A 26639-nucleotide genomic window follows, 5' to 3' on the forward strand; every position below is an offset into this window, starting at 1 on the left:
ATGAAACAATTAATTATATTCAGTTTATTGGTGGTCTGCTTTGTGCAGGCCACCTTTGCTATTCCTGCTTATCCGAAACCTTTGAAGGTGAAGCAGGCTGATGGCTCCTGGATCACCATCCAGATGTATGGTGATGAGCATGGCCATTATGTGATGACTTCCGACGGTATTCCGCTCGTGTTCAATGCCCAGCTGCGAAACTACGAGTATGCCGACTGGAAGAATGGTGAGGTGCAGGTTAGCGGCATCAAGGCTACAGAGGCTTCTGACAGAAGTGCTCAGGTCAAGAAGTTCATCGAAAGCCAGGACAAGTCTGCCATCTTGGAATCTTTCAAGCGTGCCCGTCTGCAGCAGCTGCAGCAAACCCTTTCGTCTCGCAGGAATGCTTCTCTGAAAGCCGGCAGCAATCCTCAGAAAGAGAAATTGAACAATTTTCCAACCATTGGTGAGGTTCACTCATTGGTCATCTTGGTGCAGTTTGCTGATACCAAATTCTCTACCGTAGGTAGCGATGCACATCAGTTCTTCAACAACATGCTCAATGAACCTGGATTTACTTACAGCAATGGTGCCAATGGAAGTGCGAGAGATTTCTATCTGAACAGTTCCAATGGCAGATTCCAACCTCAGTTTGATGTCATCGGTCCTGTAACATTACCTGAGAAATATTCTTATTATGGAGCCAACAAAGGCTCTTCCGTAGATAATCCTGTCCGTCTGGAGGAATTTGTGAGAGAGGTTTGTACACTTGCTGCCCCATCGGTTGATTTCTCCCAATATGACCATAACCAGGATGGCTACATTGACAACATCTATTTTTTCTATGCCGGAAAGGGTGAGGCAGATTCAGGCGATGGCAATGCTCTCTGGCCACATTCTGCCTATTATTCGGATATCGCTACGCAGGCAGGAGCTGCCCAAACTTCGCTGAAACTGAATGGAGTAGAGGTAGGCAACTATACCTGCAGCAACGAAATCAATGGTACCCTCATCACACCTCAGCCTGCGGGCATCGGTACCTTTGTACATGAATTCGGTCATGTGCTGGGTCTTGCCGATCATTATGATGTAAATTATGGCATAACAACCTTCACCCCTGGTTCTTTCGATACCATGGCACAGGCTTCTTACAACAACAATGGCAATACGCCTGCGGCATTCTCTGCCTATGAGCGTGCCTGTCTGGGATGGCTCGACCTGACTGTGTTGAAGAATGGGATAGATACCCTCAATGTCCTGCCTGACCTGAACGTCAGCAATAAGGCATACATGGTGCCTGTGGGAGGAACCAATGATCAGGAATACTTCATCATGGAGAACCGCCAGCAGAAAGGCTGGGATGCGTTCATTCCGGGCCATGGCATGTTGCTTTGGCATATCGATTATGATGCCAAGGCTTGGGAGAAAAATGAATTGAACATCACTGGCACTCATCAGCGTGTGGATATCGTTGAGGCTGATAACAAGCTTACCGACAATACCCGTGCGGGAGATCCGTTCCCTGGAACATCGAATGTGACTCAGTGTAATCTGACTTCCTGGGCTGGTGGCAAGGTGATGTCACTGGATGATATCGAGGAGAAGGATGGCGTCATCAATCTCATGCTCGGCGGACTTAATCTGAAACTGAATACTCCTGACGTGAAGGTTACTGAGGTCCAGGATAGCAGTATTGTGGTAGGATGGACAGATGTGCCTGTTGCCAAGCAATATGTTCTGAACATCAGCTCAGTGGTGAATGGAAAGAAAGAATTTCTGCCGCTCTATAATAATAAGGTGTATACAGCAGCACAGCCTTCTCTTCATGTTGAGCGCTTGAGTCCTGAAACAACCTATGAGATTACCTTGCAGGCTAACCGTGGCTCTTATACTTCTGATGTCTACATCCAGCAGTTCACTACTGCTGCTATTCCTTTCAGCAAGTATTATGTGACTGATGTAAAGGCTACCGCAGTCGGTAAAACAGGCTTCACGGCTTCATGGAAAGGTATGGAAGCAGCAGATGATTACGTAGTCACCCTGCATAAGATGGTTTATGCAACAGAGGCAACTCAGAAGGGCTATGATTTCAGCAAAGAACTCGAGGGTATGCCATCGCTTTGGAAAACCAATGGTAACCTGAGCATGAACAATTATGGCGAGGAATCACCTTGCCTCCGTCTCAACAAGATAGATACCTATCTGAAGATGGCATCTGCCGGCAACCGTATATCTTCTGTCAAGTTCTTCGCCAAGTCATCTTCTTCAACCAAGGCAACCTTGGCAGTAGAGGCTTATCAGAATGGAGAATGGAAGCAGATTGCTACTTTGCAGGGCGGTGCAGACATGGCTTCGGGAGATACCTATAGCTATGATTTGCCGGAGTTGGCTGATTCTGTAAGACTGAATGTCATCCAGCGTACTTCCGGTGCTTTCTATATCGATGATGTGCTTTTGGGATGCAATGCATTGATTCACGAACCAGTGGCAGCCTACCAGAAGGTTTCTACCAATGGCAAGACAGAGTTCGCATTCTCAGGTCTGGAAACAGATGCTACCTATGCGCTGGTAGTAAACGCCAGCAAGAAGGGTGAACTTTCTTACAGTTCCAAGGAACTCATCGTGACACCGGCAAGTTCTACGGGTATCAGTTCTGTCACAGCCACCCCGTCACGTAATGGACAGAAGAGATTCTACGATCTCAATGGCCGCAGGGTTTCTGCCAAGGAGATGCGTCATGGCATTTATATCGTGAAGCAGGGAAACAAGGTATATAAAATCGTGAAATAATAAATACTCCAGCTGCTCAGAAGATGGATGAATACATCTCTACCCTTGACTCAGAGTGTCCAACAGTAAAGGATGAGTACTTAACCAAGCTGGATGACCTCAATGTAGAGATGAGCCAGATGTTCATGAAGCTTTATCAGGAAGACTTGACTCAGGAGCAGTTCAACGCGATGTTGGCTAGAATTGACGCTATCCTGGCTGAGGCTCAGAAGATTGTAGATGAGGCTAAAGAGGCTGAGAAGGTTGCAACCGGCATCAGCGGCATCACTGTCAGCAGGCTGTCAAGGCTGGCAAGGTTTACTCTATCGACGGCAAGCGCATAAGCAAGTCTGCCAAGGGTCTTGTTATTATCAATGGCAAGAAGGTGATTTTAAAGTAAGTTATATATCTTCTCTCGAGCCCACGAAGTAGGGCTTTAAATAGACTTCATTTCGGCTCCCTCGGTCTTTGTGCTGAGGGAGCTTTTTTTGCTTATCCTGAGCAGAAAAGCGCAAACTAAGTTAAATATTCATAAAAGTTTAGGGTTAAAACTCGTAACCTACACATAATCAAATAAAAATGTGTAATTTTGCAGTCCGATTATTTCGGGGATACACTTAGAGTCCCCTGGGTATGGTGTGTTAATAGCACTTCCTGTGGCCGGGATTTGCGGTTAGTGAATCACCTATCCGAAACATAAGTGAGTAAGAAAAGATTAAAAACGTTTTTTAGTAGTAAATTTAAATTTTAAAATGGACACATTAAGTTTCAAGACTATCTCTGTTAATAAGGAGACAGCTAAGAAAGAGTGGGTTGTAATCGACGCAACAGACCAGGTAGTAGGTCGCCTTTGCTCAAAGGTTGCTAAGTTGCTTCGCGGTAAGTACAAGCCAACTTTCACTCCACACGTAGATTGTGGTGACAACGTAATCATTATCAATGCAGCTAAGGTTGTATTCTCTGGCAAGAAGGAGACTGATAAGGTTTACACACGTTACACTGGTTACCCTGGTGGTCAGCGCTTCAATACTCCAGCTGAGTTGCGCAAGCGTCCTGATGGAATGGACAAGATCCTCCGTCATGCAATTAAGGGTATGTTGCCAAAGGGCCCTCTCGGTCGCTCTTTGATGGACAACCTCTTCATTTACGATGGCACAGAGCACAAGCATGAGGCTCAGCAGCCAAAGGCAATTGATATTAACCAGTATAAATAATTAAGGTAGAATGGAAGTAATTAATGCAATTGGTCGCCGTAAGAGCGCTGTAGCTCGCGTATACCTCACAGAGGGTACAGGTAAGATCACAATCAACAAGAAAGATATTGAAACATATTTCCCATCAGCAATCCTTCGCTATGTAGTAAAGCAGCCATTGCAGTTGCTCGAAGCTGAGGGTAAGTATGATATTAAGGCAAACCTCGACGGTGGTGGTTTCACCGGTCAGAGCCAGGCTCTCCGCCTCGCTATCGCTCGCGCTCTCGTTAAGATCGACGCTAACGATAAGAAGGCATTGAAGGATGCAGGCTTCATGACACGTGACTCACGTGCTGTAGAGCGTAAGAAGCCAGGTCAGCCAAAGGCTCGTCGTCGCTTCCAGTTCAGCAAGCGTTAATCTTATACATATATTTTATTATATATTCAGATTATTATAGCTGAGCTAAAAAGTTTAGTATCTAAATCGGTGAGATTCCATTAATCGGGGACTACTCATCGACTGATTCTAGTAGATTTTTTTTCGATAAGCGAGAGCAGAGCCATGCTTGCATGAGTTATGCCGAGCGGAGAAAAAATGCACGTTAGTGAATTCAAAAGAAAGTAAACACAATTTAAAAAGAAAAGACAATGTCAAGAACAAATTTTGACCAGTTACTTCAGGCAGGTTGCCACTTCGGACACCTCCGTCGCAAGTGGAACCCAGCAATGGCTCCTTACATCTTCATGGAGCGTAACGGTATTCATATTATCGACCTCAACAAGACTGTTGCTAAGGTAGACGAGGCTGCTGAGGCCCTCAAGGAAATCGCCAAGACAGGTAAGAAAATCCTGTTTGTCGCTACTAAAAAACAAGCTAAGGATGTAGTTGCCGAGAAGGCAGCTTCTGTAAATATGCCATACGTTAACGAGCGTTGGGCTGGTGGTATGCTTACCAACTTCCCTACAATCCGTAAGGCAGTTAAGAAAATGACAAACATCGACAAGTTGATGAACGATGGTACATTCTCTAACCTCTCTAAGCGTGAGTTGCTGCAGATCAGCCGCCAGCGCGCTAAGTTGGAGAAGAACCTCGGTTCTATCGCTGACTTGAGCCGTCTCCCTAGCGCACTCTTCGTTATCGACGTAATGAAGGAGCACATCGCTGTTAAGGAGGCTAACCGTCTTGGTATTCCAGTTTTCGGTATCGTTGATACAAACTCAGATCCTAAGAATATCGACTACGTTATCCCAGCTAATGATGACGCTAAGGACTCAGTAGAGGCTATCCTCACTGCTGTTTGCGGTGCTATCGCTGAGGGTATCGAGGAGCGTAAGGCTGAGAAGGCTGACGACAAGGCTGCTGCTGAGCAGAAGGATCAGCCTAAGAAGAAGGCTGCTCGCAAGGACGAGGCTGAGTAATTAGGCAAACAAAAATATACTGGAGCCATTGATTCTGTTTTATGATTCGATGGCTTTAGTACTTTTAAAGCAAAGATTATTATTAACTTTTAATATTAAAAAATATTATGGCTGTTTCAATTGAAGATATCAAGAAACTTCGCGCTATGACTGGTGCTGGTCTTGCTGACGTTAAGAAGGCACTCACAGAGGCTGAAGGTGATTTCGATAAGGCAAAGGAGTTGCTCCGTGAGCGTGGTCTCGCTATCGCTGCTAAGCGTTCTGACCGTGAGACTTCTAACGGTTGCGTTCTCGTTAAGAAGGTTAACGATTTCGCTGCTATCATCGCTCTCAAGTGTGAGACAGACTTCGTTGCTAACGGTGCTGACTTCATCAAGTTGACATCTGACATCCTCGACGCTGCTATCGCTGCAAAGGCTCATACTCTCGACGAGGTGAAGGCTTTGAAGGTTGGCGAGTCTGATGCTCAGGCTGCTGTTACACAGCGTTCTGGTATCACCGGTGAGAAGATGGAGCTCGACGGCTACTGCGTTCTCGAGGGTGACAACATCGAGGTTTACGACCACATGAACAAGCACACTTTGTGTACTATGGTTCAGCTTAACGAGAACAACGAAGAGGCTGGTCACAAGATAGCTATGCAGGTAGCTGCTATGCGCCCTGTAGCTCTCGACGAGTCTTCTGTTTCTGAGGAGACTAAGAAGACTGAGCTCGAGGTTGCTGTTGCCAAGACTAAGGAAGAGCTCGTAGAGAAGGCTGTTAACGCAGCTTTGAAGAAGGCTGGCATCAACCCAGCTCACGTTGACTCTGAGGATCACATTGAGAGCAACACCAAGAAGGGTTGGTTGACACCTGAGCAGGCTGAAGAGGCTCGCAACATCAAGAAGACTGTAGGTGAGGAGAAGGCTGCTTCTTTGAACCCAACTATGATCCAGAACATCGCTAACGGTCGTCTGGCTAAGTTCTTCAAGGAGAACTGCCTCGTTGACCAGGAGTTCCAGTTCGGTGATGGCGACAAGCAGACAGTTGCTCAGTACCTCGCTTCTCAGAGCAAGGATCTCAAGATTGTTGCTTACCAGCGTTTTACTCTTGCAGCTGAGTAATTATTATTCGGAAGCAACTGTTAATTTGACTTATAGTTAAATTAGAATATCCGGGAGTTATGGAGTTAAAGCTTTGCTTTGCTTCTAACTCCCATTTCTTTTTTATAAATATTTTTGAGTTATGAAGATATTTGCTATCGGTATGAACTATACCGAACACAATAAATCGCTCCATGGTACGTTATCTAAACCAGAGCGTCCTGTTATCTTTACCAAGGCAGACTCGGCGCTGCTCAACAACGGCAAGCCTTTCTTCATTCCAGACCATCTGGGAAGAATTGAATATGAGACTGAATTGGTGGTGAGAATCTGTAAGTTGGGAAAGACCATTCCGCAGCGTTTCGCCCACCGCTATTATGATGCGGTGACCGTGGGCATCGACTTTACCGCCCGCGAGATGCAGAAGAAGCTGAGAGAGGCTGGACAGCCATGGGAACTTGCCAAGGGATTCGACGGTTCGGCTGCCATCGGAGAATGGGTAGACATCCAGAAGTTCCGTGACATCCAGGCCATCCATTTCCATCTCAACATCAACGGTGAGAACGTGCAGGAGGGCTGTTCCAGCGATATGCTCTACAAGGTGGATGAGATTATCTCCTACATCAGCCAGTACTTCACGCTGAAGACGGGCGACCTGCTCTATACGGGCTGTCCTACTGGTTGCGGTCCGGTGAAGATTGACGACCATCTGGAGGGCTATCTGGAAGACAGAAAGGTGCTCGATTTTATGTGTAAATAATCAAAAGATAGAATTCTAGGTAGGAATATATGAATATGAGTAAGACTTTTCGGATATGGTGGATAGGGTTGTGCCTTCTCTTCATGGCATTGCCCGTTTCGGCACAGAAGTTCTTTAACCTCACTTCGGATGAAGTGAAGGTAGACTCTGTCTTGCCGCAATTCATCTATTCCTATCCCTTGCAGGGTGATTATCAGGATTCCATTTATACCGTAGAGCTGAAATATCCGGAATATATCGATATGTCGGCTGATGATATTGCGCATTATAATCATCTTTCCGGTGCCATTCTGCCTGGTCAGGTGGTGGTAAACCAGAAGGTGATGGAATGCCGCAAGAAGGGAGTCCTGATGATTTCTCTTTCTCCGCTCCTCTTTAGGCAGAACAGATATCAGGCGCTGGTGAGCTTTATGCTCGATGTCAAGGCGCAGCCCTTGAAGCGGGCACAGCAGGAAGCCGGCAAGGAAAACCTGATGAAAAGCCGTGCTGCGGGCAAATCGGCTTCGCTCTATGCTGACCATTCTGTCCTGGCATCGGGAGCATGGGCTAAGATTAGAGTGAGCCAATCGGGCATTCATCAATTGACGGATGCCGTGGTGCGCCAAGCCGGATTCTCTAATATAAATAAGGTGAAGATTTATGGCTATGGCGGAAATCTGCAGAATGAGGCGCTTATAGCCGGTGAACTGAAGAAGCTTGATGATTTGCAGGAAGTGCCGCAATGTATTGTTGATGGCAAGCACTATTTTTATGCCAAGGGACCTGTAAGCTGGGAGGACAAGACTTCTATCCAGCGCATCCGGAATCCTTATTCTGATTACGGATATTATTTCATTACCCAGACTGGGGAAGAGCCTGCACGGATGGATTCTGCCACCTTTATATCTACCTATTTTCCCCAGGCTGAAGACTATCATTCGCTCTATGAGAAGGATGGATACAGCTGGTTCCCTGGAGGAAGGAATCTCTTCGACCCTACCGAAGTACCGTTGGGAGGCAAACAGCAGGTAGCCATCGTCAATCAGACCGGAAGCAGTAACGGAAAGTTGACCGTTGGGGTTACGATGGGTGTCAATGGTTCGGTAGAAGTTCAGAAGAATGGCGTTTATCTGGGAACCATCACCCTGCAGAAGTCGGTGACCTCTGATGCTTCCTACCAGATGGCAGTAGAGAGCTTTGCCACCTATCCACTAAAGGATTTATCAGAAAAGGATACCATCACCCTGCTGCCGAAGACGGGAGGTCCGATGCATCTCGACTATGTGGCGATGACTTGGGAGAAGCCTGTCCCTTTCCCTGGATTCACAGGCATGGTGCCTGCAGCACAGTATGTTTATGGCATCACCAATCAGGACCATCATGCTGACGGGGCGGCTGATATGGTCATCATCATCCCTACCTCCCAGAAATTACTGAAACAAGCTAAAAGACTGAAAGAATTTCATGAAACCCATGACGGGTTGAGAGTTACGATAGTGCCGGCTGATGAACTCTATAACGAGTTTGCCAGCGGAACCCCTGATGCCAATGCCTATCGCCGCTATCTGAGAATGCTCTACGACAAGGCTCAGACCGAGGCGGATATGCCTAAGTATCTGCTGATGTTTGGCGATTGCGTCTGGGACAACCGAATGCTGACGGCAAGCTGTAAGACGCTGAATCCTGACGACTATCTGCTTTGCTATGAGAGCGAGGAGTCTTTCTGCAAGGTGCATTGCTTCGTGAGCGACAGCTGGCTGGGCATCCTGGGCGAAGGAAAGGGAACGGATCCGAGAACCGAACTGCAGGATGTGGGTGTGGGAAGATTCCCGGTAACCACCGTCGACGAGGCTAGGATTATGGTAGACAAGACCATCAACTATGCCAACAACCAGAATGCTGGTGCCTGGCAGAACACCTTGATGTTCATGGGTGATGATGGCAACAACAATCTCCACATGAAGGATGCCAACGAGGTGGCTGATTTCATCTCTTCCCTCTATTCGGGCTATCTCGTCAGGAAGGTGATGTGGGATGCTTATAACCGTGTCACCTCTTCTACCGGAAATACCTATCCCGAAGCTACCAAGATTATCAAGCAGCAGCAGACCGCTGGAGCATTAATCATGGATTATGCCGGACATGCCAGCGAAACGCAGCTCTCTCATGAGGGCGTGCTGAAGATAGCTGATTTCAGGGAGTTCCGAAATGTCAATCTGCCTCTGTGGGTTACAGCCTGCTGCGATATTATGCCGTTTGACGGAGTGACTTCCAATATCGGCGAAGAGGCGGTGCTCAATGCTGGCGGCGGTGCTGTGGCTTTCTATGGTACAACCCGTACGGTTTATGCCCTGGAAAACAAGTATATCAACCGTGCTTTCATGCGCAGGGTACTGAGTAGGGTAGACGGCAAGCCGATAACGTTGGGCGAGGCACATCGTCTGGCTCAGAATGACATCATGATGGGCGCTGTGGTCCAGGGAGAAAAGGATAATTCCGAGAATCATCTCCAGTTTTCGCTGCTGGGAGATCCTGCCCTCTCGCTCAATCTGCCTCAGATGAAGGTGGTGGTAGACTCCATCAATGGGGTGGATTGCCGACAGACAGATGCGGTGGCGAAACTGAAGGCAGGTTCTATTGCCCGAATTGCCGGACATATTGAAGGGGCAGAGGATTATCAGGGTGTGGTGACTGCTACGGTTCGCGATTCCAGAAATCAGATTACCTGTAAGTTGAACGATACTTCTGATGATGGAGCTTCTGAGGCTTTCAGGTTCTATGACCGTCAGAAAACCCTCTTCAATGGTTCTGATAGTGTAAGAAATGGTCAGTTTGTCCTCTCCTTTGCTGTTCCTAAGGATATTAATTATTCGGATAGTGCGGGTCTGGTGAATCTCTTTGCCATCAACGGCAGCAAGAACCAGCCGGTGCAGGGGGCTTCCGACCGTTTCCTGGTGGGAGGCAGTGAGGAGATGCAGAACGATTCCATCGGTCCTTCCATCTATTGCTATCTCAATTCTCCTTCTTTCACGGATGGCGGAAGGGTGAATGCCACTCCTTATTTCGTGGCACAGATTACGGATAAGGACGGAGTGAATGTGTCTGGTAGCGGTATCGGACATGACCTGCAGCTCGTGATAGATGGAGATATGTCGAAGACCTATGTGCTCAACGATCATTTCACGTATGATTTCGGAAGCTATACCAGTGGTTCCACTTATTACAGCATTCCGGAGTTGGAGCCGGGCAAGCATCAGCTGATGTTCCGTGCATGGGATATCCAGAACAACAGTTCTACGGTCCGGCTGAACTTCAACGTGGTGAAGGGACTTACGCCTAATCTCTTCCAGGTGGGCGTGACGGAGAATCCTGCCCGTAATTCTACTACCTTCATCATCTCTCATGATAGGGCAGAGAGCAATATGGATGTGGTGATAGAACTCTATGATACTTCCGGTCGTCAGATATGGCGGCATGCAGAAAATGGAGTTCCTGCTTCTGGGACCTATACCGTGAAATGGGACTTGACGGTTGATGGCGGGCGACCTTTGTCTACAGGTCTCTACCTCTATCGGGTAAGGATTGCTGCCGGGGGTAGCAGTTATGCATCGAAAACCCAAAAACTGATAGTAATCAAATAGATAATATAAAAAATAAACATAATATGAATCAGACTTTCAGAATAATCATAGTAGGAGTCCTCTCCTGTCTGTCCTTGGGAGTGAAGGCGGCAGATGATGATGATACAAAGGAAAAGTTGTTCAATCCTGTCAATTACGCTGTCATATCGCAGACCATTGCGCCTGATGCCCGTGGTGGCGGTTTGGGTGATGTGGGTGCGGCTACCGACCCGGATGTCAACTCCCAGTATTGGAACCCGGCAAAGTATCCGTTCAATATTTCGCGTGCAGGTATCTCCCTGAACTTCACCCCTTGGCTGCGTTCATTGGTCAATGACATGAACCTTGCCTATCTGTCTGGTTATTACCGCATTGGCGATTATAGTGCCGTCTCTGCCTCCTTGCGCTATTTTAATATGGGCGAGGTATATACCGAAGATCCGGGTGTCAATCCGAATGCCAATCCGAATGCCATGACCATCAATCCATACGAAATGTCATTCGATGTGGCTTATTCTCTGATGCTCTGTGAGAAGTTTTCGCTTGCAGCAGCCATCCGCTGGATTTATTCTGATATGCGTTTCGATTACAAGGAGGACAGTTCTCCGGCTTCTGCCTTTGCTGCCGATATTGCCGCCTATTATCAGAACTATGTGGTTATAGGTCAGCGTGAATGCCAGCTGGGTGTGGGTTTGAATATTTCCAATATCGGTAGCAAGATTACTTTCAGCGGTGAGGAGTATAGCGAGTTCCTGCCTGCCAATCTCCGTCTGGGAGCTTCCCTGATGATTCCTATCGATGAGTACAACCGTATTACCCTGGCTGCCGATGCCAACAAGTTCCTCGTTCCTACGGTTCCACAGCAGGAAGAGGGTGAGGATGCGGCTGAATATAAGGATCGTGTGCTCAGGGAATATAATGATATTTCTGCCATCAGCGGTATTTTCAAGAGTTTCAGCGATGCGCCGGGCGGCTTCAAGGAAGAGATGGAGGAAATCAACTATGGCTTGGGTGCCGAATATGTTTACAATGATAAGTTTGCGTTGCGTGCCGGTTATCATCACGAGAGTCAGAGCAAGGGCAACCGCAAGTATTTCACCGTGGGTGCTGGTTTCAAGATGAACGTTTTCTCCCTGGATGCTGCCTATGTGGTGGCTACAGCCAAGAGTAATCCGCTCGACCAGACGCTCCGCTTCACCCTCTCCTTTGATATGGACGGTCTCAAGGACCTCTTTAAGAGATAATGTATAATTTATAATGTATAATTTATAATGATGAATATTCGTGTAGGATTTGGATATGATGTCCACAAGCTGGTGGCAGACCGAGACTTGTGGCTGGGTGGCATCAAGATAGATTATGAACTGGGATTGCTGGGTCATAGTGATGCCGATGTGTTGATACATGCCATTTGCGATGCTTTGCTGGGGGCTGCCAATATGCGTGATATTGGTTATCACTTCCCGGATACGGCTGCCGAGACGCTCAATGTGGATTCCAAGATATTGCTCCGCAAGACGATGGACCTGATTGCTACCAAGGGCTATTCCCTGGGCAATATTGATGCTACCGTCTGTGCTGAGCGGCCTAAGCTCAATCCGCATGTCCCTGCCATGAAGGCGTGCCTGGCTGAAGTGATGGGAGTAGACGAAGACCAGATTTCCATCAAGGCTACAACCACCGAAAAGCTTGGCTTTACGGGAAGAATGGAGGGTATCTCGGCTTATGCTACAGTGTTGATACAAAGGGCATAATTACACTTAATAGCTGTTAAGAACTATTGAATTATTGCAATTCGATTGATGTAAATCAAAAAATATTCATAAAAGGAGTGTTTTTTTGATAAAACATTTGGTGGATAGAAAAAATCATTGTATCTTTGCAGCGTCAAAAGGTTAATAGATTGTTTAGGTTAGTAGTAATAGATTTAGGTTTTTAGTTATTAGGTTTTAAGGTAGATTGTTTAACAGAAAATTGATGAAGGTCGTGAGACTATCTTTGATTAGAATTTTTAAGTTAAACATATTGCATGCCACAGCTCGTTGAGAGTTGTGGCATGTTTTTTATGTATTCCTCTGTTTTTATTTCTTCTTTCTGAAATCGTTTAGTTTGCGTTTCTTGCAATCTTTTTCTTCTTTCCCAATTCCCTCAGGGCATTTTATAGTGCTTGTTGGTGATATGGTTGTCTGACAGCTCTCTTAAAAGAGTACTATAAGTCGTCGGAAGAATAAGGATATATTTCCGTAAGATATAGGTATCTTGGCCGCACAACAGCTGTTGTGCGCTCGCATATCAGCTGTTGTGCACATGTCCACCACGTGTTGTGCAGCCGTAGCTCGGCCGTTGTGCGGTCATCTGTCTATACTGAAACAAAACTCCCCAACCCGCTTGAGAAAGTAGGTTGGGGGATAGTTTTCCGTGCTCATGTTCAAGGGGTCAAAAAGGTATGGAACAGCGTAATTTGCGCAATCTGCATGAGTTTTTTCTTGTTTTTCTTTTGTTTGCACATTTTTTTCCTTACCTTTGCAATCGTAAAATATATTAGCAATGCGAGTACTCATAGTAAATACAAGTGAGAAGGCGGGAGGAGCTGCTGTTGCAGCCAATCGCCTGATGGACGCCCTTAACAACAATGGTGTTAAGGCCAAGATGTTGGTGCGCGATAAGGTGAGCGAGGATATTACGGTTGCGGGACTGCCCCGTTCGCTCAAGTCACAGTGGAGTTTCCTTTGGGAGCGCTGGTGCATTTTCTGGCATTTGCATTTTTCCAAAAAGAATCTCTTTGCCCTAGATATAGCCAATGCCGGAAACGATATCACTTCCCTGCCCGAATTCAAGGAGGCTGACGTAATTCATCTGCATTGGGTGAATCAGGGAATGCTGTCGCTGAAAGGTATCAGGAAAATCTTGAATAGCGGCAAGCCGGTAGTCTGGACCATGCACGACATCTGGCCTGCTTCTTCCATCTGCCACCTCACCCTGGGATGTCATCACTATAATAACGGATGCGGCAACTGCAAGTATCTGCCTCAGGGAGGAGGCAAGAACGACTTATCGGCCCGTATCTGGAAGAAAAAACAGAAATTGTACAGCGTTGGAAGCATTTCGTTCGTAACCTGCAGCCGCTGGCTGGCTTCCGAGGCAAAGCTCAGCGGACTTCTTGCCGGTCAGCGGATAGAAACCATCCCGAATCCTATAGATACGCATCTCTATCGTCCGGAAGACAAGAAGGAGGCACGCCTGCGAACTCATCTGCCAGCGGACAAGCACATCATATTGTTCATTGCCCAAAAGGCGACCAATCCTTACAAGGGAATGGATTATCTGATAGAAGCCTGCCAGCTGATGAGCGAAACCTATCCGGAGATGCGGGACAATACCTGCGTGGCAATCCTTGGCGGTCATGGTGAGGATTTCGAAGGCAAACTGCCTTTCCCGACCATATCCCTGGGCTATGTAAGCGAGGATAAGCGCATTGTTGACATTTATAATGCGGCAGACGTATTCGTCCTGCCTTCCCTGTCGGAGAATCTTCCGAATACCATCATGGAAGCCATGGCATGTGGAGTGCCTAGCGTAGGATTCAAGGTGGGAGGCATTCCGGAGATGATAGACCACCGCAGGAATGGCTATGTAGCCAACTACCGGGAAGCCAAGGATCTGGCTGCCGGCATCCACTGGGTACTCTTCGAGGCAGACCAGGAGAATATCAAGACCGCATGCCTCCAGAAGGTGATGCACAATTATTCACAACATGCTGTTGCTTTGCAATATATTGAGGTATATAACCAGGCGATGGCTTTCAAACACTATCGTATATGATCAAATTCACAGTTGTTACCTGTACCTACAATGCGGCATCCGTATTGCAGCGTACACTGGACAGTATCCAGCGCCAGACGTATTGCAATATAGAACACATCATCATGGATGGCGGTTCGAAGGACAAGACCCTCTCAATGGTGAAGACCTATGAGCACAAGACCGAAGCAGGTGAGAATGCTCATCAGATAGTGGTGGTTTCAGAACCCGACAAGGGACTCTATGATGCGATGAACAAGAGTATCGACCGGGCAACAGGCGATTACCTGGTGTTTATGAATGCCGGAGATGTGTTCCCGTCGGATGATACCCTGGAGCTGGTAGAAGGATGTGTGGGTGAAGGTGAAGACCTGCCGGGCGTGCTCTACGGCGATACGGATATCGTGAATATGGAAGGACGATTCCTGCGCCATCGCCGGTTGACTCCACCGAAGAAGCTGACCTGGCGTTCCTTTAAATGGGGCATGCTGGTGTGCCATCAGTCTTTCTATGCCCGTACTGATATCGCCAAGCAGATTCATTACGACCTGCATTACCGTTATTCGGCAGATGTAGACTGGTGCATCAGAATCATGAAGGAGTCGGCTCGCAGAGGATTACCGCTGCGCAATGTGCATACGGTGCTGACGAATTTCCTGGATGGCGGAATGACCAGTCAGTATCACAAGGCATCGCTGAAGGAGCGTTTCCAGGTGATGAAAACCCATTATGGTCTACTTACAACCCTCTGTGTCCATGCCTGGTTTGCGGTAAGAGGTGTACTGAAACGATAAAAAAGAAGGAATTTGAATAGGGGTAAAAAATAGAAAAGAAGTATTTGAGGTTGTTTTATTTACACTATAAAAATAGAATTTACACCCTAAAAAACAATTATTATACCCTGCGTATTCAAAAATCCACTATCTTTGCAATCGAAATAAAGACAGATCAGTGTGGTGGCACGTAAACATGTCATTTACACTCAAGATATTTTTTCATAAGAAATTTAAGTTTAGTGTTATCTAGAATTGATATTTAATTTGGTATTTTAGCCGTATAATTCGGTTTATTTATGGTTCAACAGGTATTTAAAATATATCAGGTGAGAAATTACTTGATTACATATTTTAAGAAAGAAAGCGCCAGTCGTGATGACTAGCGCTTTCTTTTTTTATGAAAATGCATGCCTGTTTGCAGTTTTTATTGTATCTTTGCAGCAAATTTAAGAAATCAATGGCAGAAACATTAAAGGAAAAAACAGCGAAGGGGCTCTTCTGGGGAGCCATGAACAATGGGGCGATGCAGGTTATCGGACTGGTATTCGGCATCATCCTGGGCAGACTGTTGTCGAAGGAAGACTATGGAATGATGGCGATGATCAATGTGTTCCCGCTCATAGCGATTGCTCTTCAGAACAGTGGATTCGCTTCAGCCATCGGCAATCTGAAGAATCCTACAGCCAATGATTACAACTCCGTATTCTGGTTTAACATCCTTGTGGGTGGTTCTCTTTATGCCATTCTTTTCTTCTGTGCCCCTTTCATAGCCGATTTCTATCATGATGAACGGCTGGTTGCATTGTGCAGACTGGCTTTCATCAACATTCTCTTTTCCAGCCTGGGTACGGCTCAGGCGGCATTTCTCTTCAAGAATATGATGGTGAAGCAGCAGGCAAAGGCGAGTATCACGGCAGTGCTGCTGTCGAGTAGCGTGGGCGTTCTGATGGCATGGAATGGCTTTGCCTATTGGTCATTGGCTGCCCAGGGAGTGGTTTATGTGGGGTTAAATACCCTGCTGGTATGGCATTATTCCACCTGGCGACCTTCGCTGAAGATAGATTTCACGCCCGTGAAGACAATGTTTCCGTTCAGTTTCAAGATAGCAGCCACAACCATCGCCACCAAAATCAACGACAATGTGATGAATATCCTGCTGGGCCGTTTCTATACCAATGCCATTACGGGTAGCTACAACCAGGCTTATCAGTGGAACTCGAAGTGTTATCTCCTGCTGCAGGGAATGCTGAATCCGGTGATTCAGCCTACCTTGGTGAATCTCTCTGACGACAGGGAGCGCCAGCTGATGGCTTTCAGAAAGATGGTCAGGTTTATCTGCTTCCTTTCTTTCCCTCTGCTGTTCGGACTGGGACTCGTTTCCAATGAGTTCATCATCATCACGCTGACCGAGAAATGGCAGTCGAGTGCAGAACTGCTGCGTATGTTGTGCGTGGGCGGTTCTGTGATGCCACTCTATACGCTGTTTTCCAATGTGGTGATCAGCAAGGGAAAATCCGGTGCCTATTTCTGGTGTACGGTATCGCTGAGCGTTACCCAGATCGTGCTGATGCTGTTTCTCTGGCCTTATGGCATCCATCTGATGGTATCGGTCTATGTGGCATTGACCATCGGCTGGATGTTTGTATGGTATGCGCTGGCTTACCGCTATATCAGTTACCGTCCGCTGGACTTTCTGAAAGATACCTGTCCGTTCCTGCTGGCGGCTCTGGGCGTGATGATCCTCACCTATCTGGCAACGATGAGCATTACCAATCTGGCATGTCTGCTTCTGGCTAGGGTTGTGATGGCAGCCGTATTATATTTCGTGGTCATGAAAGTGGCTCGGGTTGCCATATTGGATGAGTGTATCCGTTTTGTATTAAAGAAAAAATAGATGAATATGATGGAAAATCAGACAAGACAATATAGTAATGAGGAGTTGAGAGCCCGGTTCAATCCCGAAGGTTCCCAGCTGTGGAGGCATCAGCAAAGGATGGTAGAGCTGCTGCTGGCTTTTGATGCCATCTGCAAGCGCCATCACATCCGTTACTGGCTGATAGGCGGCACACTGATTGGTGCAGCCCGCCATCAGGGTTTTATTCCCTGGGATGATGATATGGATGTGCAGATGCTTCGGGAGGATTATCTGAAGATGATTGAGATTCTGCCACGCGAACTGGATGAAACGATGGCGCTGCAATGCAGGCAGACGGACGAAAACTATTTCTTCCAGTATGCCAAGCTGAGAGACCGCCGTTCTGTGCTGGATGAGAACAATGGCTATGACAGGATTTTCAAGGAGCGTGGCATCTATATAGATATCTTTCCTATCGACAAGCATCCCAAATGGCTGCAGCGGCTGTCGATGCAGGCCATCGGGCACACCTACAAGATATTGAAGCGGAAGGATCTGAAGAATGAGGTGATTATCGGCAAGGTGATGCGCTGGGTGCATCTGAATGAACGGCTGATTTATCCGGTGATGAGAGGCATCGCCAAACTGACCGGTGGCGCCTATCTGGATGCTTTCGGCGTGCCTTTTGTCGTAGAGCGCCATCTGGAAGACATCTTCCCGCTGACCACCCTGGAGTTTGAGGGGCATCAGCTGCCTGTACCGGGAAACTACGACAAGGTGCTGACAGATCAATATGGCAACTATATGCAGTTGCCGGATCTGGACAAGGTTAATCTGCATGTCGGCAAGTTGGAGTTCAAATTATGAACCAGTTATAAATGGAAAATTCCAGCAACTAAAGCGATTGCTTGAGTTGCTGGAATTTTTGTTGGCAGTGCTGCTTATAGCTGTAACCGAACCATTTGCGCTGATATTTTCTATAGGTATAGATGGTGCAGTATTTGAGGGAATCCCAAAGGGAATGTCTGCCCACCTCATAGATGGTTGGCGGAATCCTGACAAAATACAGGTCTGCCACCGTATCGAAAGCCGAGAAAGCCTTTACTCCCGGCAGACTCAGCAGCCATTCCTCAGCCATGAAACGGTTGTGCAGCTTGGTATCTTCGTCTAGGGCAGGGAGCGTTCTGAAATAAGAAGCCTTTGCCCACCAGAAGTTGCCGGCATACATCTTGTTCTTGAAAGGGGGGAAGAGATAGCTTCCGTAGGTATCATATCCCGCTTCCAGGGTGTTGACAGCCACTTTCCACTGGTTCATCAGGAAATATTCCATCATTCTTCTCCATGCCACAATCTTATCCACGAACCCCCTGAATTCCCTGTCTTCCTGATGCAGGGTAGTCTGATAGGTGATTCCCTTGGTATGGAAATAGTAGAAGAGGAAGTCTTCGTGCTGCGATTTCTCATACATATAGTCGAGTGCCGGAAACTCGAATCGCTGCGGATTGGTGGTCTTGGAAACAAATTCTATCTTATCTTTAGAGTATTGTCCCAGGATATCTTCCAATTCCATGATGTCTTCGTCGTTTCTGGCGATGCAGCTGATATAGAGGCGGTTGCTTGCCTCGAGCAGTCCGCTGTCGGCAAGATGATGCATCTGTTCCCTTACCATTTCTTTCCAGTTGGCGTCGCAGAAGATATGGTAGATGCCGTAGATGGGAGTAGAACAGGCAGGAGTATGGCTCCAGGACGACAGGTCTTTGCGTTCGTATATTCCCAATGTACTCTTGTATATTCTCTTTAGAATGGATGTCATGATTCTGATGGATGCTTTTGATGTTTTAATGAGAAGCTGCTGCTGATGCTTTCAGGGAATTGATGAGACGCAGGAACATGGTTTCCATGTCGTATCTTGGCGTCCAGCCGAGTTGATGCACCTTGCTGCAGGACAGACGGAGCCGGGTCATCGGAGAATAGCCCATGCCTTCCTTCAGCTGGATGACCGGCTGTATATCGGGATTGAAAGTCTTGCAGAGGAACTTCGCCATATCGATGATGGAAATGTAGGTTGATTCGTTGGCAACATTGTAGGCCTCACCGTCTTCACCCTTCAGCAGGATGAAAAGGATCGCCTCGATAGCATCAATCGTATAGCAATAGCAGCGGCTCAGTTCACCGGTGGTATGGAGAACGATGTCTTCTCCGGCAATGATGTTGCGGGCAAACTGTGCGAAGACGCGGTTGTCATCTGCCGTAACGCCTGCTCCGAAGGTCTGGGCGAGGCGGGCTGTCTTGACGTGCACCCCATATTCGCGGGCATAGGCATGGCATAGACATTCGGCTGCTCTCTTGGCTACGGGATAGCTGCTGCGGGTATCTGAAAGATGGATGTATCCCTGCTCTTCCTCGCTGAGCGGATGGGAATCATCATAGATGCTTCCATATACCTCCAGGGATGAAACATTGACGATAGAGGCGGTGTTCTGGCGGAGGGCGAAACGCAGGAGCTGGGCCGTGCCGTCGAAATCGGTCATCATGGTTTCTACCGGTTTGCTGACAAAGTATTGTGAAGCCGTAGGACTGGCAAAATGCACCAGATAATCGATGTGAATCTCCTGCGGCATCTCCTCTGCCTTGCTGAAATCATGCTTCAGAATCACGATGCTCTTGCCCAGAGCTTCTCCTGAATGGGCTTCTTCCTGAGGATGACCCAGTACCTGCTGTGCCTTTTCCTCGTTTCTTACGAAGCAGACGATGGTCAGGTTCAGTCCGTGCTGTCTGTCGAGTTCTTCCAGGCAATGAACCATGCAGGAGCCCAGCAAGCCCGTAGCTCCCGTAATGCCGATGGTCTTGTTTCTCAGTTGTTCGTAAAGCGGAAAGCTTTTGGCAAAGTCTTTCCAGTCTTCCAGTTCTATTTCGTTATGTTTCATTTCTTCTCTATCTTTATCAGAAACCGAAAATCTGCTGGTTCTCGTGTACTGTTACCATGGCACGGAACACGAAGAAATCGGTTGGCGTTGTAATCTTAATGTTCTCCATCGGACCGATGATGGTACCGAGTTTATAGCCGTAATGGCTCATCATCGTACAGGAATCAATAAAGTTGTGCCTGCCTTCTTCAATCGCCTTGCGGTGTGAAGAGAGGATATCTTTCAGTCGGAAACTCTGTGGTGCTCTGGCAATCAGAGAATTGTCTCGTTCCGGAATTTCCAGCGAGTTGTCTTCCTGTTTTACGATGAAAGTCTCTGTGGCAGGTATACAGGTGATGCAGGAGCCGCATTCTTCCACCTTTCGGATATTGTCTGTAATGGTTTCCTCGGTGATGAGTGGGCGTACGCCGTCATGAATGAGCACGTTGGCATCCTTGCCGCCGGCAAACTCCTCGGCAGCACAGAGTCCGTGATAGATGGAGTCCTGTCCGCTGTTGCCGCCAGGAACAATCTTCACTACCTTGCTGATTTCGAACTTGCGTATCATCTTCTCCAGGAAAGGAATCCATGATTCGATGCAGGCTACGACGATTCCGTCTATCTCCGGATGATTGTCAAACAATTCCAAAGTATAGATGATGATAGGTTTGCCGTTCAGTTCCAGGAACTGCTTAGGTCTTGACTTGGTGTGCATTCTGAGGCCTGAGCCTCCTGCAAAGATGACTGCTATGTTCATAAGATTCCTTTTTTAGAGAGTTATTATAAAGAATGTGGCTTTTTAGAGCCGCTTATTTCATGATCTGGGTTGCCTGGTCTGACATGTAAGTGATCAGCCAGTAGCCATTCCATGCCCAGAGATACAGGGTGAGCAACCAGCAGAAATATCTCAGGATAATCTGTTTGCCCGGTGTGAGTGACTTCATCAGATAGGCGATGGCAATAGGAATGATGAATATCCAGTGGCAAGCCATGATATACATCTCGTTTAGTCCGAATCCCATCACGAAGTGGATGACGATGTCTAATCCCAGCCAACTCAGTACCATGAGGAAGAACTTATGTCGGATGCCAACCACGATGCTGATGAGGAACAGCAGCGAGATGATGGCTTCGATGACATAATTGAATGTGTAGTTATACTTCACGATGGTAGGTCGGTTTACGCACATATCGTCCAGGAGATAAGAGTCGTGGAGCTGGATGGATTCTCCCATCATGTTGTGAATCAGGGCATCTGTCCTGGAAGTTGACGTATCGGTCCATTTCCAGAATCCTTCCTTCTTCATCGGTTCTCCTGTATGAGCCAGAACCCATGCATGATGGATGGAATCCTTTCGCTGCTGTTCCGGATCCTTGGCATGTGTCTTTACCTCAATCTGCTTATCTACATGAAACTGAGGTTCCCTTACCTCTGTATAGATAAGATAGGCAGTAGTTACCAGCAGGATGGCTGGCAGAATCATAGCCACGAGATTCTTAGGGGCGAAGACCTTCCTGCCGTTGGTAAACCAGGCTGCCAGATAGGTCTTGGCAATGTTGCTGAGGGTGACTCCTCCGGTCAGGAAACTGAGGATGCCGATGGTCCAGGCAGACAGTTGGCGTCTTTCCTTCATCGCCATGCCTGCCAGATACAGCGTCATGGTCAGCATGAGGAGCGACCAGCAGAAGTGGTCGGGTACCAGCATGGAAACCATCACCATACCGAAGGAATAGAGCATGGTGGAGAAAAGAATGCAGTCTTTCTTCTTCAGTTCTATGATTTCCCGGAAGATGCGATATACGAAGATGAAGGAATAGAAGGCGCTTGCAATGAGCAGGATAGCCATGAATATCATCGCATAGTTGGTATCGCCCGAAGATATCAGTTCCTTGTTGATGAGATAGAAGGGATAAAGGATGACAGCAAAGAGCGGATGGCGCGGAATCTCGAAATAGAGTTTGCCATTCGACATAAAGATGTACGACCATGCATCAAAGCCGGATACATGGAAGGTCTTGGCGAACAACTGCCAGAAGCTGACGTGGTGCGCTCTGAGGAAAAGGTTGCCGTATTTGTAGAAGAACAACCCGTTGAGCAGTACGAATACCAGTAAAGCCACGAGGGCCGGTATCCTTTCTTCTTTCTTGATTTTAAAAATATTCTTCATTCTTCTTTTCTTATTTGCCTGCAAAGTTAGTGTAAAAAATTGATTGTAGGAAGAAAAAATGGGAAATATTGCATCTTGGCTAGTTTTTGGGGCAGTTTTATTTGGCATTGTCTCCTTTTTGCGTTATCTTTGCAGAGAATATAGTTTCTAGAGTTGGCTAATTTTGTAAACAAGTAATATATATGAAACAACCTGCTAAGATAGATGTGGCTGTATTGATGCTGTTCTTCAATCGCCCGGATCATTTCCAGAAAGTTTTCGACGAGGTAAGGAAGGCTCGTCCTGCCAAGCTGTTCCTCTATCAGGATGGAGCTAGGGGAGAGCGGGATGTGCCGGGTATTGAGGCGTGCCGCCAGATTGCGTCGGATGAGAATATCGACTGGGAATGTGAGGTGCATCGTTCTTATCAGACCAAGAACCAGGGATGTGACCCTTCGGGACATCTCTCGCAGAAATGGGCTTTCTCGATGGTTGACAAGTGCATCGTCCTGGAAGATGACTGTGTACCGTCTCTGTCGTTTTTTCCTTTCTGCAAGGAAATGCTCGACCGGTATGAGCACGATGAGCGTATCTCCATGATTGCAGGATTCAATGAGGACGAGATAACCGCTTATTGTCCCAACAGTTATTTCTTTACTTCGGTATTTGCCATCTGGGGTTGGGCTTCGTGGCGTCGTGTTTTCGATAAGCGCGATGAGCAGTATGCTTTCCTGGATGATGCTTATACCATGCGGGAACTGAAGTCGTTTGCCAAGAGCAGGAAGCTGCGTTCTGATCTTATCCGGATGATGCAGGACCATCGCGCCTCAGGCAAGCAGTATTTTGAAAGTCTGTTCTGGTCTGCCATGCTGCTGAGTTCGGGTATGGCGATTATGCCGGCAAAGAATCTGATTAATAATCTTGGCTTGTCAGATGAGTCTACCCATTTTTCGGGTAGCATGAAGACCACGCCGAAGGCTTATCGCAGGATTTTCATGATGAAGCGCCATGAATTGGAGTTCCCGCTCAAGCATCCCCGTTATATCCTGGAAGATGTTGAGTATAAGGAACGTCTCTACAAAATTAATTGCTGGGGCCATCCGTGGATTAAGATAGGCCGTTCGCTGGAAGAACTCTTCCTGAATCTGCGATACGGCAATTTCTCCATCATCCTGAAAGCCATCCGGAAACGGTTGGGAAAATGGATGGGAACGGAAAAGCATGTTTAAATGAAAGTATAAAAAAACGCCCTGTAAGAGCAAAAGCATCATTAACGTTTAGTTTTAACGCTTTTGCCTTTACAGGGCGTTTCTTGTTTACAGACAGAAATATCTGAATATCAATGATCCGTTGTATAGAATGAGATAGACGGTCAGGATGCCGATGGTGGTGATGATGCCCTTGCGGAATCTGCCTTGGGCTGACTTGCAGAGATATGCCATGGCTATTGGCAAGACATAGATCCAATGTGCCGTCATGATATATACTTCGTTCAGTCCGAATCCCAATCCGATGTGCAGAAACAGGTCGAGTGCAAAATAGGACAGGGCAAGCCACTGGAACCTGTGCTTTCTGCCAGCCCAGATACCTCCGGCAAACAGCAATAGCAGGATGGCTTCTGCTGCATAGTTCCACCAATGGCGATAAGGTACAAACATCGGACGGGCACAGTTGTTTCTCAATTCATCTTCCAGCAGATAATCTTCGTGCAACTGGATGCTTTCACCGAAGAAGTTTTCGATGAGCGCCTGGCTTCTGGAGGTAGTGACATCGGTCCAGCTCAGAAATCCCACCTTCTTCATCGGTGCTCCCTGCTTTGGTCCTTTTTTCTTCTTAGCCTCTTCCTTTGCCAGCTGTTTTGCCTTCTGTATGCTGTCGTTCTTGGCTTTCTGTGCGATTTCCTCAGGCGTGATAATCTTGAGTCCTCGCTGGATGGAATCCTGAACGAGCGAATCCTTCAGCTGCTTCAGTTTGGCTGCACGTTGCTGTTTTTCCTTTCTTGCCGCCATCTTCTTGGCTTTCGCCTCTTTCTTCGCCATTTCCTGAGGCCATACCAGTGTGCGGTATTCCCATTGACAGAATCCCCAGAGCAGTCCTGCCGGTAAGACGACTGCCAGCAGAAGGTGCTTAGGCCGGAAGAACGCCTTGCCGTTAACGAAGAAGGAAGAGAGGAAAATCTTCAAACCGTTGTTGAGCGAGGTTCCTGCGGTGAGCAGGAAGTAGAGGATGCTCTGCCAGATCTTGAACTGATGATGACTCTTCATTCTCTTGCCGGAGATATAAAGTGCCAGAATCAGCAGCATCATCGAGATGACAAAGTGGTCGGGAACGATGGTGGTGACCATGACGAATCCGAAGGAAAAGAAGAGCAGGGTGAGCATCCGGGAAACTTTCTGTCCCAATTCTACGACTTCACGGAAGATACGATAGAGGAATATCATGGCATAGAAGCCGCAGAATATCTGAATGGCGATGGCGATGAAGAGGGCACAGTTGTAGCCTGTCAGCTTCATCAGTCCCATATTCAGCAGATAGGGAACGTACATATAGGCTGCCAGCAATGGATGGCGGTATACATTATATGCCGCACTCCAGTCGCTCAATACCCAGTAAGTCAGCGGGTCGAAGCCTGATACGCAGAAGTGGCGGATGAAATTCTTGTAGTAATCATCGGTTATCTGTGTGAAAGCCCCAGCGTATCGGGCAATAACGAAGCTGTTGAGGACGGCAAGCATCAGGAAAATGACGAGTGCCAGCCATCTTTCTTCTTTTCTAATCTTGAATATATCGAAAACTTTTTTCATATTGGTTTTGCTATGATAAATCTTTTATTTCTATTTCTTTTTAAGAAAGAACCTCACCAGGAGGAAGTTGACTGGGATGCAGATGCAGAGCGTAGGAATCATTGCCCATTGTTTGGCGAGTCCCAGCCCTACGAAGACATTCAGGCAGAGGGTCTGCATCGAATAGTTGACGATGTGCGACAAGGTGAATCCTGCTCCCCGCTTGGCATTCGCTTTCACCTTGAAGGTATAGCGCGTGCTGGCGATGAAGTTGAAGATGAAACTCACCAGGTAGGCGATGGTATTGGCGGTAGTTGCCAGGGTATGGTCGCCTATCTGCGGAATGAAATGAGCCAGGGCTGGCATCATGGCAAGGTAGATGACGTATTGCAGTATGGTGGCTAGTCCGCCCACAATGCCAAAGCGCACTACTTCGCCCAGCTTTTCCCGCTTGGCATCATCCATATCGTTTATTTTTTTCTTGATATTCATGGTTCTATTCTTTTATTGAATTATCTTAATATCTTTCCCTTTCCGAAGAGGTAAGCCAGTTTGGTCTTTTCCATGATTCTGGCAATGGCGATACTTCCCAGGATGGCGAGTATCACGGTGAAGAGAGCAAACGAAATCTCGCTCGGATCCCAGGCAAAGAGGGGATGGTAGAACTTCGCAGCCATCGTAAAGATGGGGTGGAAGAGGTAGATAGGCAGCGTGTTGCGACCTATATATAATAAGGTGTTCTTGATTCTGTTGGTCACCTTTGCCGCTTTTTCTATCATTGGACTGAAATCCTTGAAGCGTTCGGGAGCATCGAGCAGGTGTTGCAGGAACAGCAGGGTGCTGATGCAGCACCAGCAGGAGAAAACGATGGCCAGGTTGCCCCAGTCGTACCAGTCATCGTGGTTGAGCAGATAAATCCACAGGATGATGGCGAAGGACTCGTGGCGGAACAGCTTGTTCCACTCCGTCTTGCTCTGTCGGATGACCACGCCGATGAAATAATAGGCTGCTGCACTTGCCGATAGGGCTGGAGTTTCTGATATCAGGAGCAGCGTAAGTGCGAAGACGAAAAGGCTGGCATAGGTATCTCTTTTCGTATAATTCTTGCGTAAATCATTCCAATTCCTTCCACGGAAGCAGAAATAATAGAGCGTTCCGCAGATAATCATGGTCTGGATAAACCAATAGGGACCGATGGAAGTGACGAAGATTTTCTCGCATATCTGGGAGAGGGAGAGCTCTGTGATGCCATCTCTCACCGGCATATAATAGGAGAGGACTGAGAATCCTGTCACCATGATGACATAAGGCAGGGCGAGGCATTTCAGATAGTTTCCCATCTGCCTGCCGGTCTTCTCGATGTTCACGAGATAGCCCGTGATGATGAGGAAGGTAGGCATCATGAATGACAGGATGCCTGCCTTGAGCTGGGGATATGCGTTGCCGAAACTCACGATATGAATCAATATCATGAGGATAATGAGGATGGCTCGAATGAAATCGAGATCGGTATTTCTTTTCATCTGGTTCCTTCTGATTTATATGTTTCTATATCTGTGACTTATCTTTC

At 47.3% G+C, this 26639-nt stretch carries 22 protein-coding genes; 15 read left to right on the forward strand and 7 right to left on the reverse strand.

The window, feature by feature from the left end:
• The 14 genes from ACQRBJ_RS07095 (at window position 1) to ACQRBJ_RS07160 (ending at window position 18100) form a co-directional block, all read left to right on the forward strand.
• Window positions 1-2769, forward strand: coding sequence for a M6 family metalloprotease domain-containing protein (locus ACQRBJ_RS07095; RefSeq protein WP_445303204.1), 2769 nt, complete (start codon window positions 1-3; stop codon window positions 2767-2769).
• 23 nt (window positions 2770-2792) lie between these two features.
• Window positions 2793-3092 carry a hypothetical protein gene (locus tag ACQRBJ_RS07100; RefSeq protein ID WP_445303205.1) on the forward strand — a complete coding sequence of 100 codons (300 nt, stop codon included), beginning with the start codon at window positions 2793-2795 and terminating at the stop codon, window positions 3090-3092.
• Window positions 3093-3500: 408 nt separating this feature from the next.
• A complete protein-coding gene (gene rplM / locus ACQRBJ_RS07105; protein ID WP_153125664.1) occupies window positions 3501-3962 on the forward strand; it encodes a 50S ribosomal protein L13 in 462 nt (153 codons plus the stop codon).
• A gap of 10 nt (window positions 3963-3972) precedes the next feature.
• The gene (rpsI, locus tag ACQRBJ_RS07110) at window positions 3973-4359 is read left to right on the forward strand and encodes a 30S ribosomal protein S9 (protein WP_006848006.1); all 387 of its coding nucleotides are present in this window, start codon (window positions 3973-3975) and stop codon (window positions 4357-4359) included.
• Between the two features lie 230 nt (window positions 4360-4589).
• Window positions 4590-5360, forward strand: a complete 771-nt coding sequence (gene rpsB, locus ACQRBJ_RS07115; protein WP_153125662.1) for a 30S ribosomal protein S2 — start codon at window positions 4590-4592, stop codon at window positions 5358-5360.
• 107 nt (window positions 5361-5467) lie between these two features.
• The gene (tsf, locus tag ACQRBJ_RS07120) at window positions 5468-6463 is read left to right on the forward strand and encodes a translation elongation factor Ts (protein ID WP_294969169.1); all 996 of its coding nucleotides are present in this window, start codon (window positions 5468-5470) and stop codon (window positions 6461-6463) included.
• Window positions 6464-6584: 121 nt separating this feature from the next.
• Window positions 6585-7202 (forward strand): fumarylacetoacetate hydrolase family protein, encoded by a 618-nt coding sequence (locus ACQRBJ_RS07125; RefSeq protein ID WP_089544418.1) that lies wholly within the window; start codon window positions 6585-6587, stop codon window positions 7200-7202.
• A 35-nt stretch (window positions 7203-7237) separates the two neighbouring features.
• A complete protein-coding gene (gene porU, locus ACQRBJ_RS07130; RefSeq protein ID WP_441935681.1) occupies window positions 7238-10822 on the forward strand; it encodes a type IX secretion system sortase PorU in 3585 nt (1194 codons plus the stop codon).
• Between the two features lie 23 nt (window positions 10823-10845).
• Complete coding sequence (gene porV / locus ACQRBJ_RS07135) at window positions 10846-12045, forward strand: type IX secretion system outer membrane channel protein PorV (protein WP_445303206.1); 1200 nt, start codon at window positions 10846-10848, stop codon at window positions 12043-12045.
• A 30-nt stretch (window positions 12046-12075) separates the two neighbouring features.
• Window positions 12076-12555, forward strand: coding sequence for a 2-C-methyl-D-erythritol 2,4-cyclodiphosphate synthase (ispF, locus tag ACQRBJ_RS07140; protein ID WP_217760548.1), 480 nt, complete (start codon window positions 12076-12078; stop codon window positions 12553-12555).
• A 793-nt stretch (window positions 12556-13348) separates the two neighbouring features.
• The gene (locus tag ACQRBJ_RS07145) at window positions 13349-14623 is read left to right on the forward strand and encodes a glycosyltransferase family 4 protein (protein ID WP_445303207.1); all 1275 of its coding nucleotides are present in this window, start codon (window positions 13349-13351) and stop codon (window positions 14621-14623) included.
• On the forward strand, window positions 14620-15396 hold the full coding sequence (locus ACQRBJ_RS07150; protein WP_264951227.1) for a glycosyltransferase family 2 protein: 777 nt from the start codon (window positions 14620-14622) through the stop codon (window positions 15394-15396). Before ACQRBJ_RS07145 ends, ACQRBJ_RS07150 begins: the two co-directional genes overlap by 4 nt.
• Before the next feature lie 439 nt (window positions 15397-15835).
• Window positions 15836-17272, forward strand: coding sequence for a lipopolysaccharide biosynthesis protein (locus ACQRBJ_RS07155; protein WP_294969184.1), 1437 nt, complete (start codon window positions 15836-15838; stop codon window positions 17270-17272).
• Between the two features lie 6 nt (window positions 17273-17278).
• A complete protein-coding gene (locus tag ACQRBJ_RS07160) occupies window positions 17279-18100 on the forward strand; it encodes a LicD family protein (RefSeq protein ID WP_445303208.1) in 822 nt (273 codons plus the stop codon).
• Window positions 18101-18128: 28 nt separating this feature from the next.
• On the opposite strand, the gene ACQRBJ_RS07165 is transcribed toward ACQRBJ_RS07160, so the two are convergent.
• Genes ACQRBJ_RS07165 through ACQRBJ_RS07180 form a run of 4 tightly spaced genes read right to left on the reverse strand, consistent with a single transcriptional unit; the run spans window position 18129 to window position 22307 of the window.
• Window positions 18129-19046: a hypothetical protein gene (locus tag ACQRBJ_RS07165; RefSeq protein ID WP_445303209.1), complete on the reverse strand. Its 918-nt coding sequence runs from the start codon at window positions 19044-19046 to the stop codon at window positions 18129-18131.
• Window positions 19047-19071: 25 nt separating this feature from the next.
• Window positions 19072-20160, reverse strand: a complete 1089-nt coding sequence (locus tag ACQRBJ_RS07170) for an NAD-dependent epimerase/dehydratase family protein (protein WP_445303210.1) — start codon at window positions 20158-20160, stop codon at window positions 19072-19074.
• A 16-nt stretch (window positions 20161-20176) separates the two neighbouring features.
• Window positions 20177-20896, reverse strand: coding sequence for an IspD/TarI family cytidylyltransferase (locus ACQRBJ_RS07175; protein WP_118065759.1), 720 nt, complete (start codon window positions 20894-20896; stop codon window positions 20177-20179).
• Window positions 20897-20948: 52 nt separating this feature from the next.
• A complete protein-coding gene (locus ACQRBJ_RS07180; protein WP_294969196.1) occupies window positions 20949-22307 on the reverse strand; it encodes a DUF6080 domain-containing protein in 1359 nt (452 codons plus the stop codon).
• A 182-nt stretch (window positions 22308-22489) separates the two neighbouring features.
• Here ACQRBJ_RS07180 and ACQRBJ_RS07185 point away from each other — a divergent pair, with 182 nt between their 5' ends.
• Window positions 22490-23515, forward strand: a complete 1026-nt coding sequence (locus ACQRBJ_RS07185; protein WP_445303211.1) for a hemolysin activation protein — start codon at window positions 22490-22492, stop codon at window positions 23513-23515.
• Between the two features lie 87 nt (window positions 23516-23602).
• Here ACQRBJ_RS07185 and ACQRBJ_RS07190 read toward each other — a convergent pair whose 3' ends face one another.
• From ACQRBJ_RS07190 to ACQRBJ_RS07200, 3 genes are read right to left on the reverse strand one after another with little or no spacing between them, the layout of a single operon-like run.
• Complete coding sequence (locus ACQRBJ_RS07190; protein ID WP_445303212.1) at window positions 23603-25090, reverse strand: DUF6080 domain-containing protein; 1488 nt, start codon at window positions 25088-25090, stop codon at window positions 23603-23605.
• Between the two features lie 30 nt (window positions 25091-25120).
• Window positions 25121-25561, reverse strand: a complete 441-nt coding sequence (locus ACQRBJ_RS07195) for a GtrA family protein (RefSeq protein ID WP_153125635.1) — start codon at window positions 25559-25561, stop codon at window positions 25121-25123.
• A gap of 20 nt (window positions 25562-25581) precedes the next feature.
• The gene (locus ACQRBJ_RS07200) at window positions 25582-26592 is read right to left on the reverse strand and encodes an acyltransferase family protein (protein ID WP_445303213.1); all 1011 of its coding nucleotides are present in this window, start codon (window positions 26590-26592) and stop codon (window positions 25582-25584) included.
• Window positions 26593-26639: the final 47 nt, after the last annotated feature.

Source organism: Prevotella sp. SGI.167 (assembly GCF_050313615.1).
In the GTDB taxonomy this organism is placed as follows: Bacteria; Bacteroidota; Bacteroidia; order Bacteroidales; family Bacteroidaceae; genus Prevotella.

Coding starts and splice junctions, on each gene's coding strand:
- ACQRBJ_RS07180 (WP_294969196.1), bottom strand. CDS start 22,307: ATGAAGAATATTTTTAAAATCAAGAAAGAAGAAAGGATACCGGCCCTC.
- ACQRBJ_RS07150 (WP_264951227.1), top strand. CDS start 14,620: ATGATCAAATTCACAGTTGTTACCTGTACCTACAATGCGGCATCCGTA.
- ACQRBJ_RS07095 (WP_445303204.1), top strand. CDS start 1: ATGAAACAATTAATTATATTCAGTTTATTGGTGGTCTGCTTTGTGCAG.
- ACQRBJ_RS07125 (WP_089544418.1), top strand. CDS start 6,585: ATGAAGATATTTGCTATCGGTATGAACTATACCGAACACAATAAATCG.
- porV (WP_445303206.1), top strand. CDS start 10,846: ATGAATCAGACTTTCAGAATAATCATAGTAGGAGTCCTCTCCTGTCTG.
- ACQRBJ_RS07155 (WP_294969184.1), top strand. CDS start 15,836: ATGGCAGAAACATTAAAGGAAAAAACAGCGAAGGGGCTCTTCTGGGGA.
- ACQRBJ_RS07145 (WP_445303207.1), top strand. CDS start 13,349: ATGCGAGTACTCATAGTAAATACAAGTGAGAAGGCGGGAGGAGCTGCT.
- ACQRBJ_RS07175 (WP_118065759.1), bottom strand. CDS start 20,896: ATGAACATAGCAGTCATCTTTGCAGGAGGCTCAGGCCTCAGAATGCAC.
- rpsI (WP_006848006.1), top strand. CDS start 3,973: ATGGAAGTAATTAATGCAATTGGTCGCCGTAAGAGCGCTGTAGCTCGC.
- ACQRBJ_RS07165 (WP_445303209.1), bottom strand. CDS start 19,046: ATGACATCCATTCTAAAGAGAATATACAAGAGTACATTGGGAATATAC.
- ACQRBJ_RS07195 (WP_153125635.1), bottom strand. CDS start 25,561: ATGAATATCAAGAAAAAAATAAACGATATGGATGATGCCAAGCGGGAA.
- ispF (WP_217760548.1), top strand. CDS start 12,076: ATGAATATTCGTGTAGGATTTGGATATGATGTCCACAAGCTGGTGGCA.
- porU (WP_441935681.1), top strand. CDS start 7,238: ATGAGTAAGACTTTTCGGATATGGTGGATAGGGTTGTGCCTTCTCTTC.
- ACQRBJ_RS07200 (WP_445303213.1), bottom strand. CDS start 26,592: ATGAAAAGAAATACCGATCTCGATTTCATTCGAGCCATCCTCATTATC.
- rpsB (WP_153125662.1), top strand. CDS start 4,590: ATGTCAAGAACAAATTTTGACCAGTTACTTCAGGCAGGTTGCCACTTC.
- ACQRBJ_RS07190 (WP_445303212.1), bottom strand. CDS start 25,090: ATGAAAAAAGTTTTCGATATATTCAAGATTAGAAAAGAAGAAAGATGG.
- ACQRBJ_RS07160 (WP_445303208.1), top strand. CDS start 17,279: ATGATGGAAAATCAGACAAGACAATATAGTAATGAGGAGTTGAGAGCC.
- rplM (WP_153125664.1), top strand. CDS start 3,501: ATGGACACATTAAGTTTCAAGACTATCTCTGTTAATAAGGAGACAGCT.
- ACQRBJ_RS07170 (WP_445303210.1), bottom strand. CDS start 20,160: ATGAAACATAACGAAATAGAACTGGAAGACTGGAAAGACTTTGCCAAA.
- ACQRBJ_RS07100 (WP_445303205.1), top strand. CDS start 2,793: ATGGATGAATACATCTCTACCCTTGACTCAGAGTGTCCAACAGTAAAG.
- ACQRBJ_RS07185 (WP_445303211.1), top strand. CDS start 22,490: ATGAAACAACCTGCTAAGATAGATGTGGCTGTATTGATGCTGTTCTTC.
- tsf (WP_294969169.1), top strand. CDS start 5,468: ATGGCTGTTTCAATTGAAGATATCAAGAAACTTCGCGCTATGACTGGT.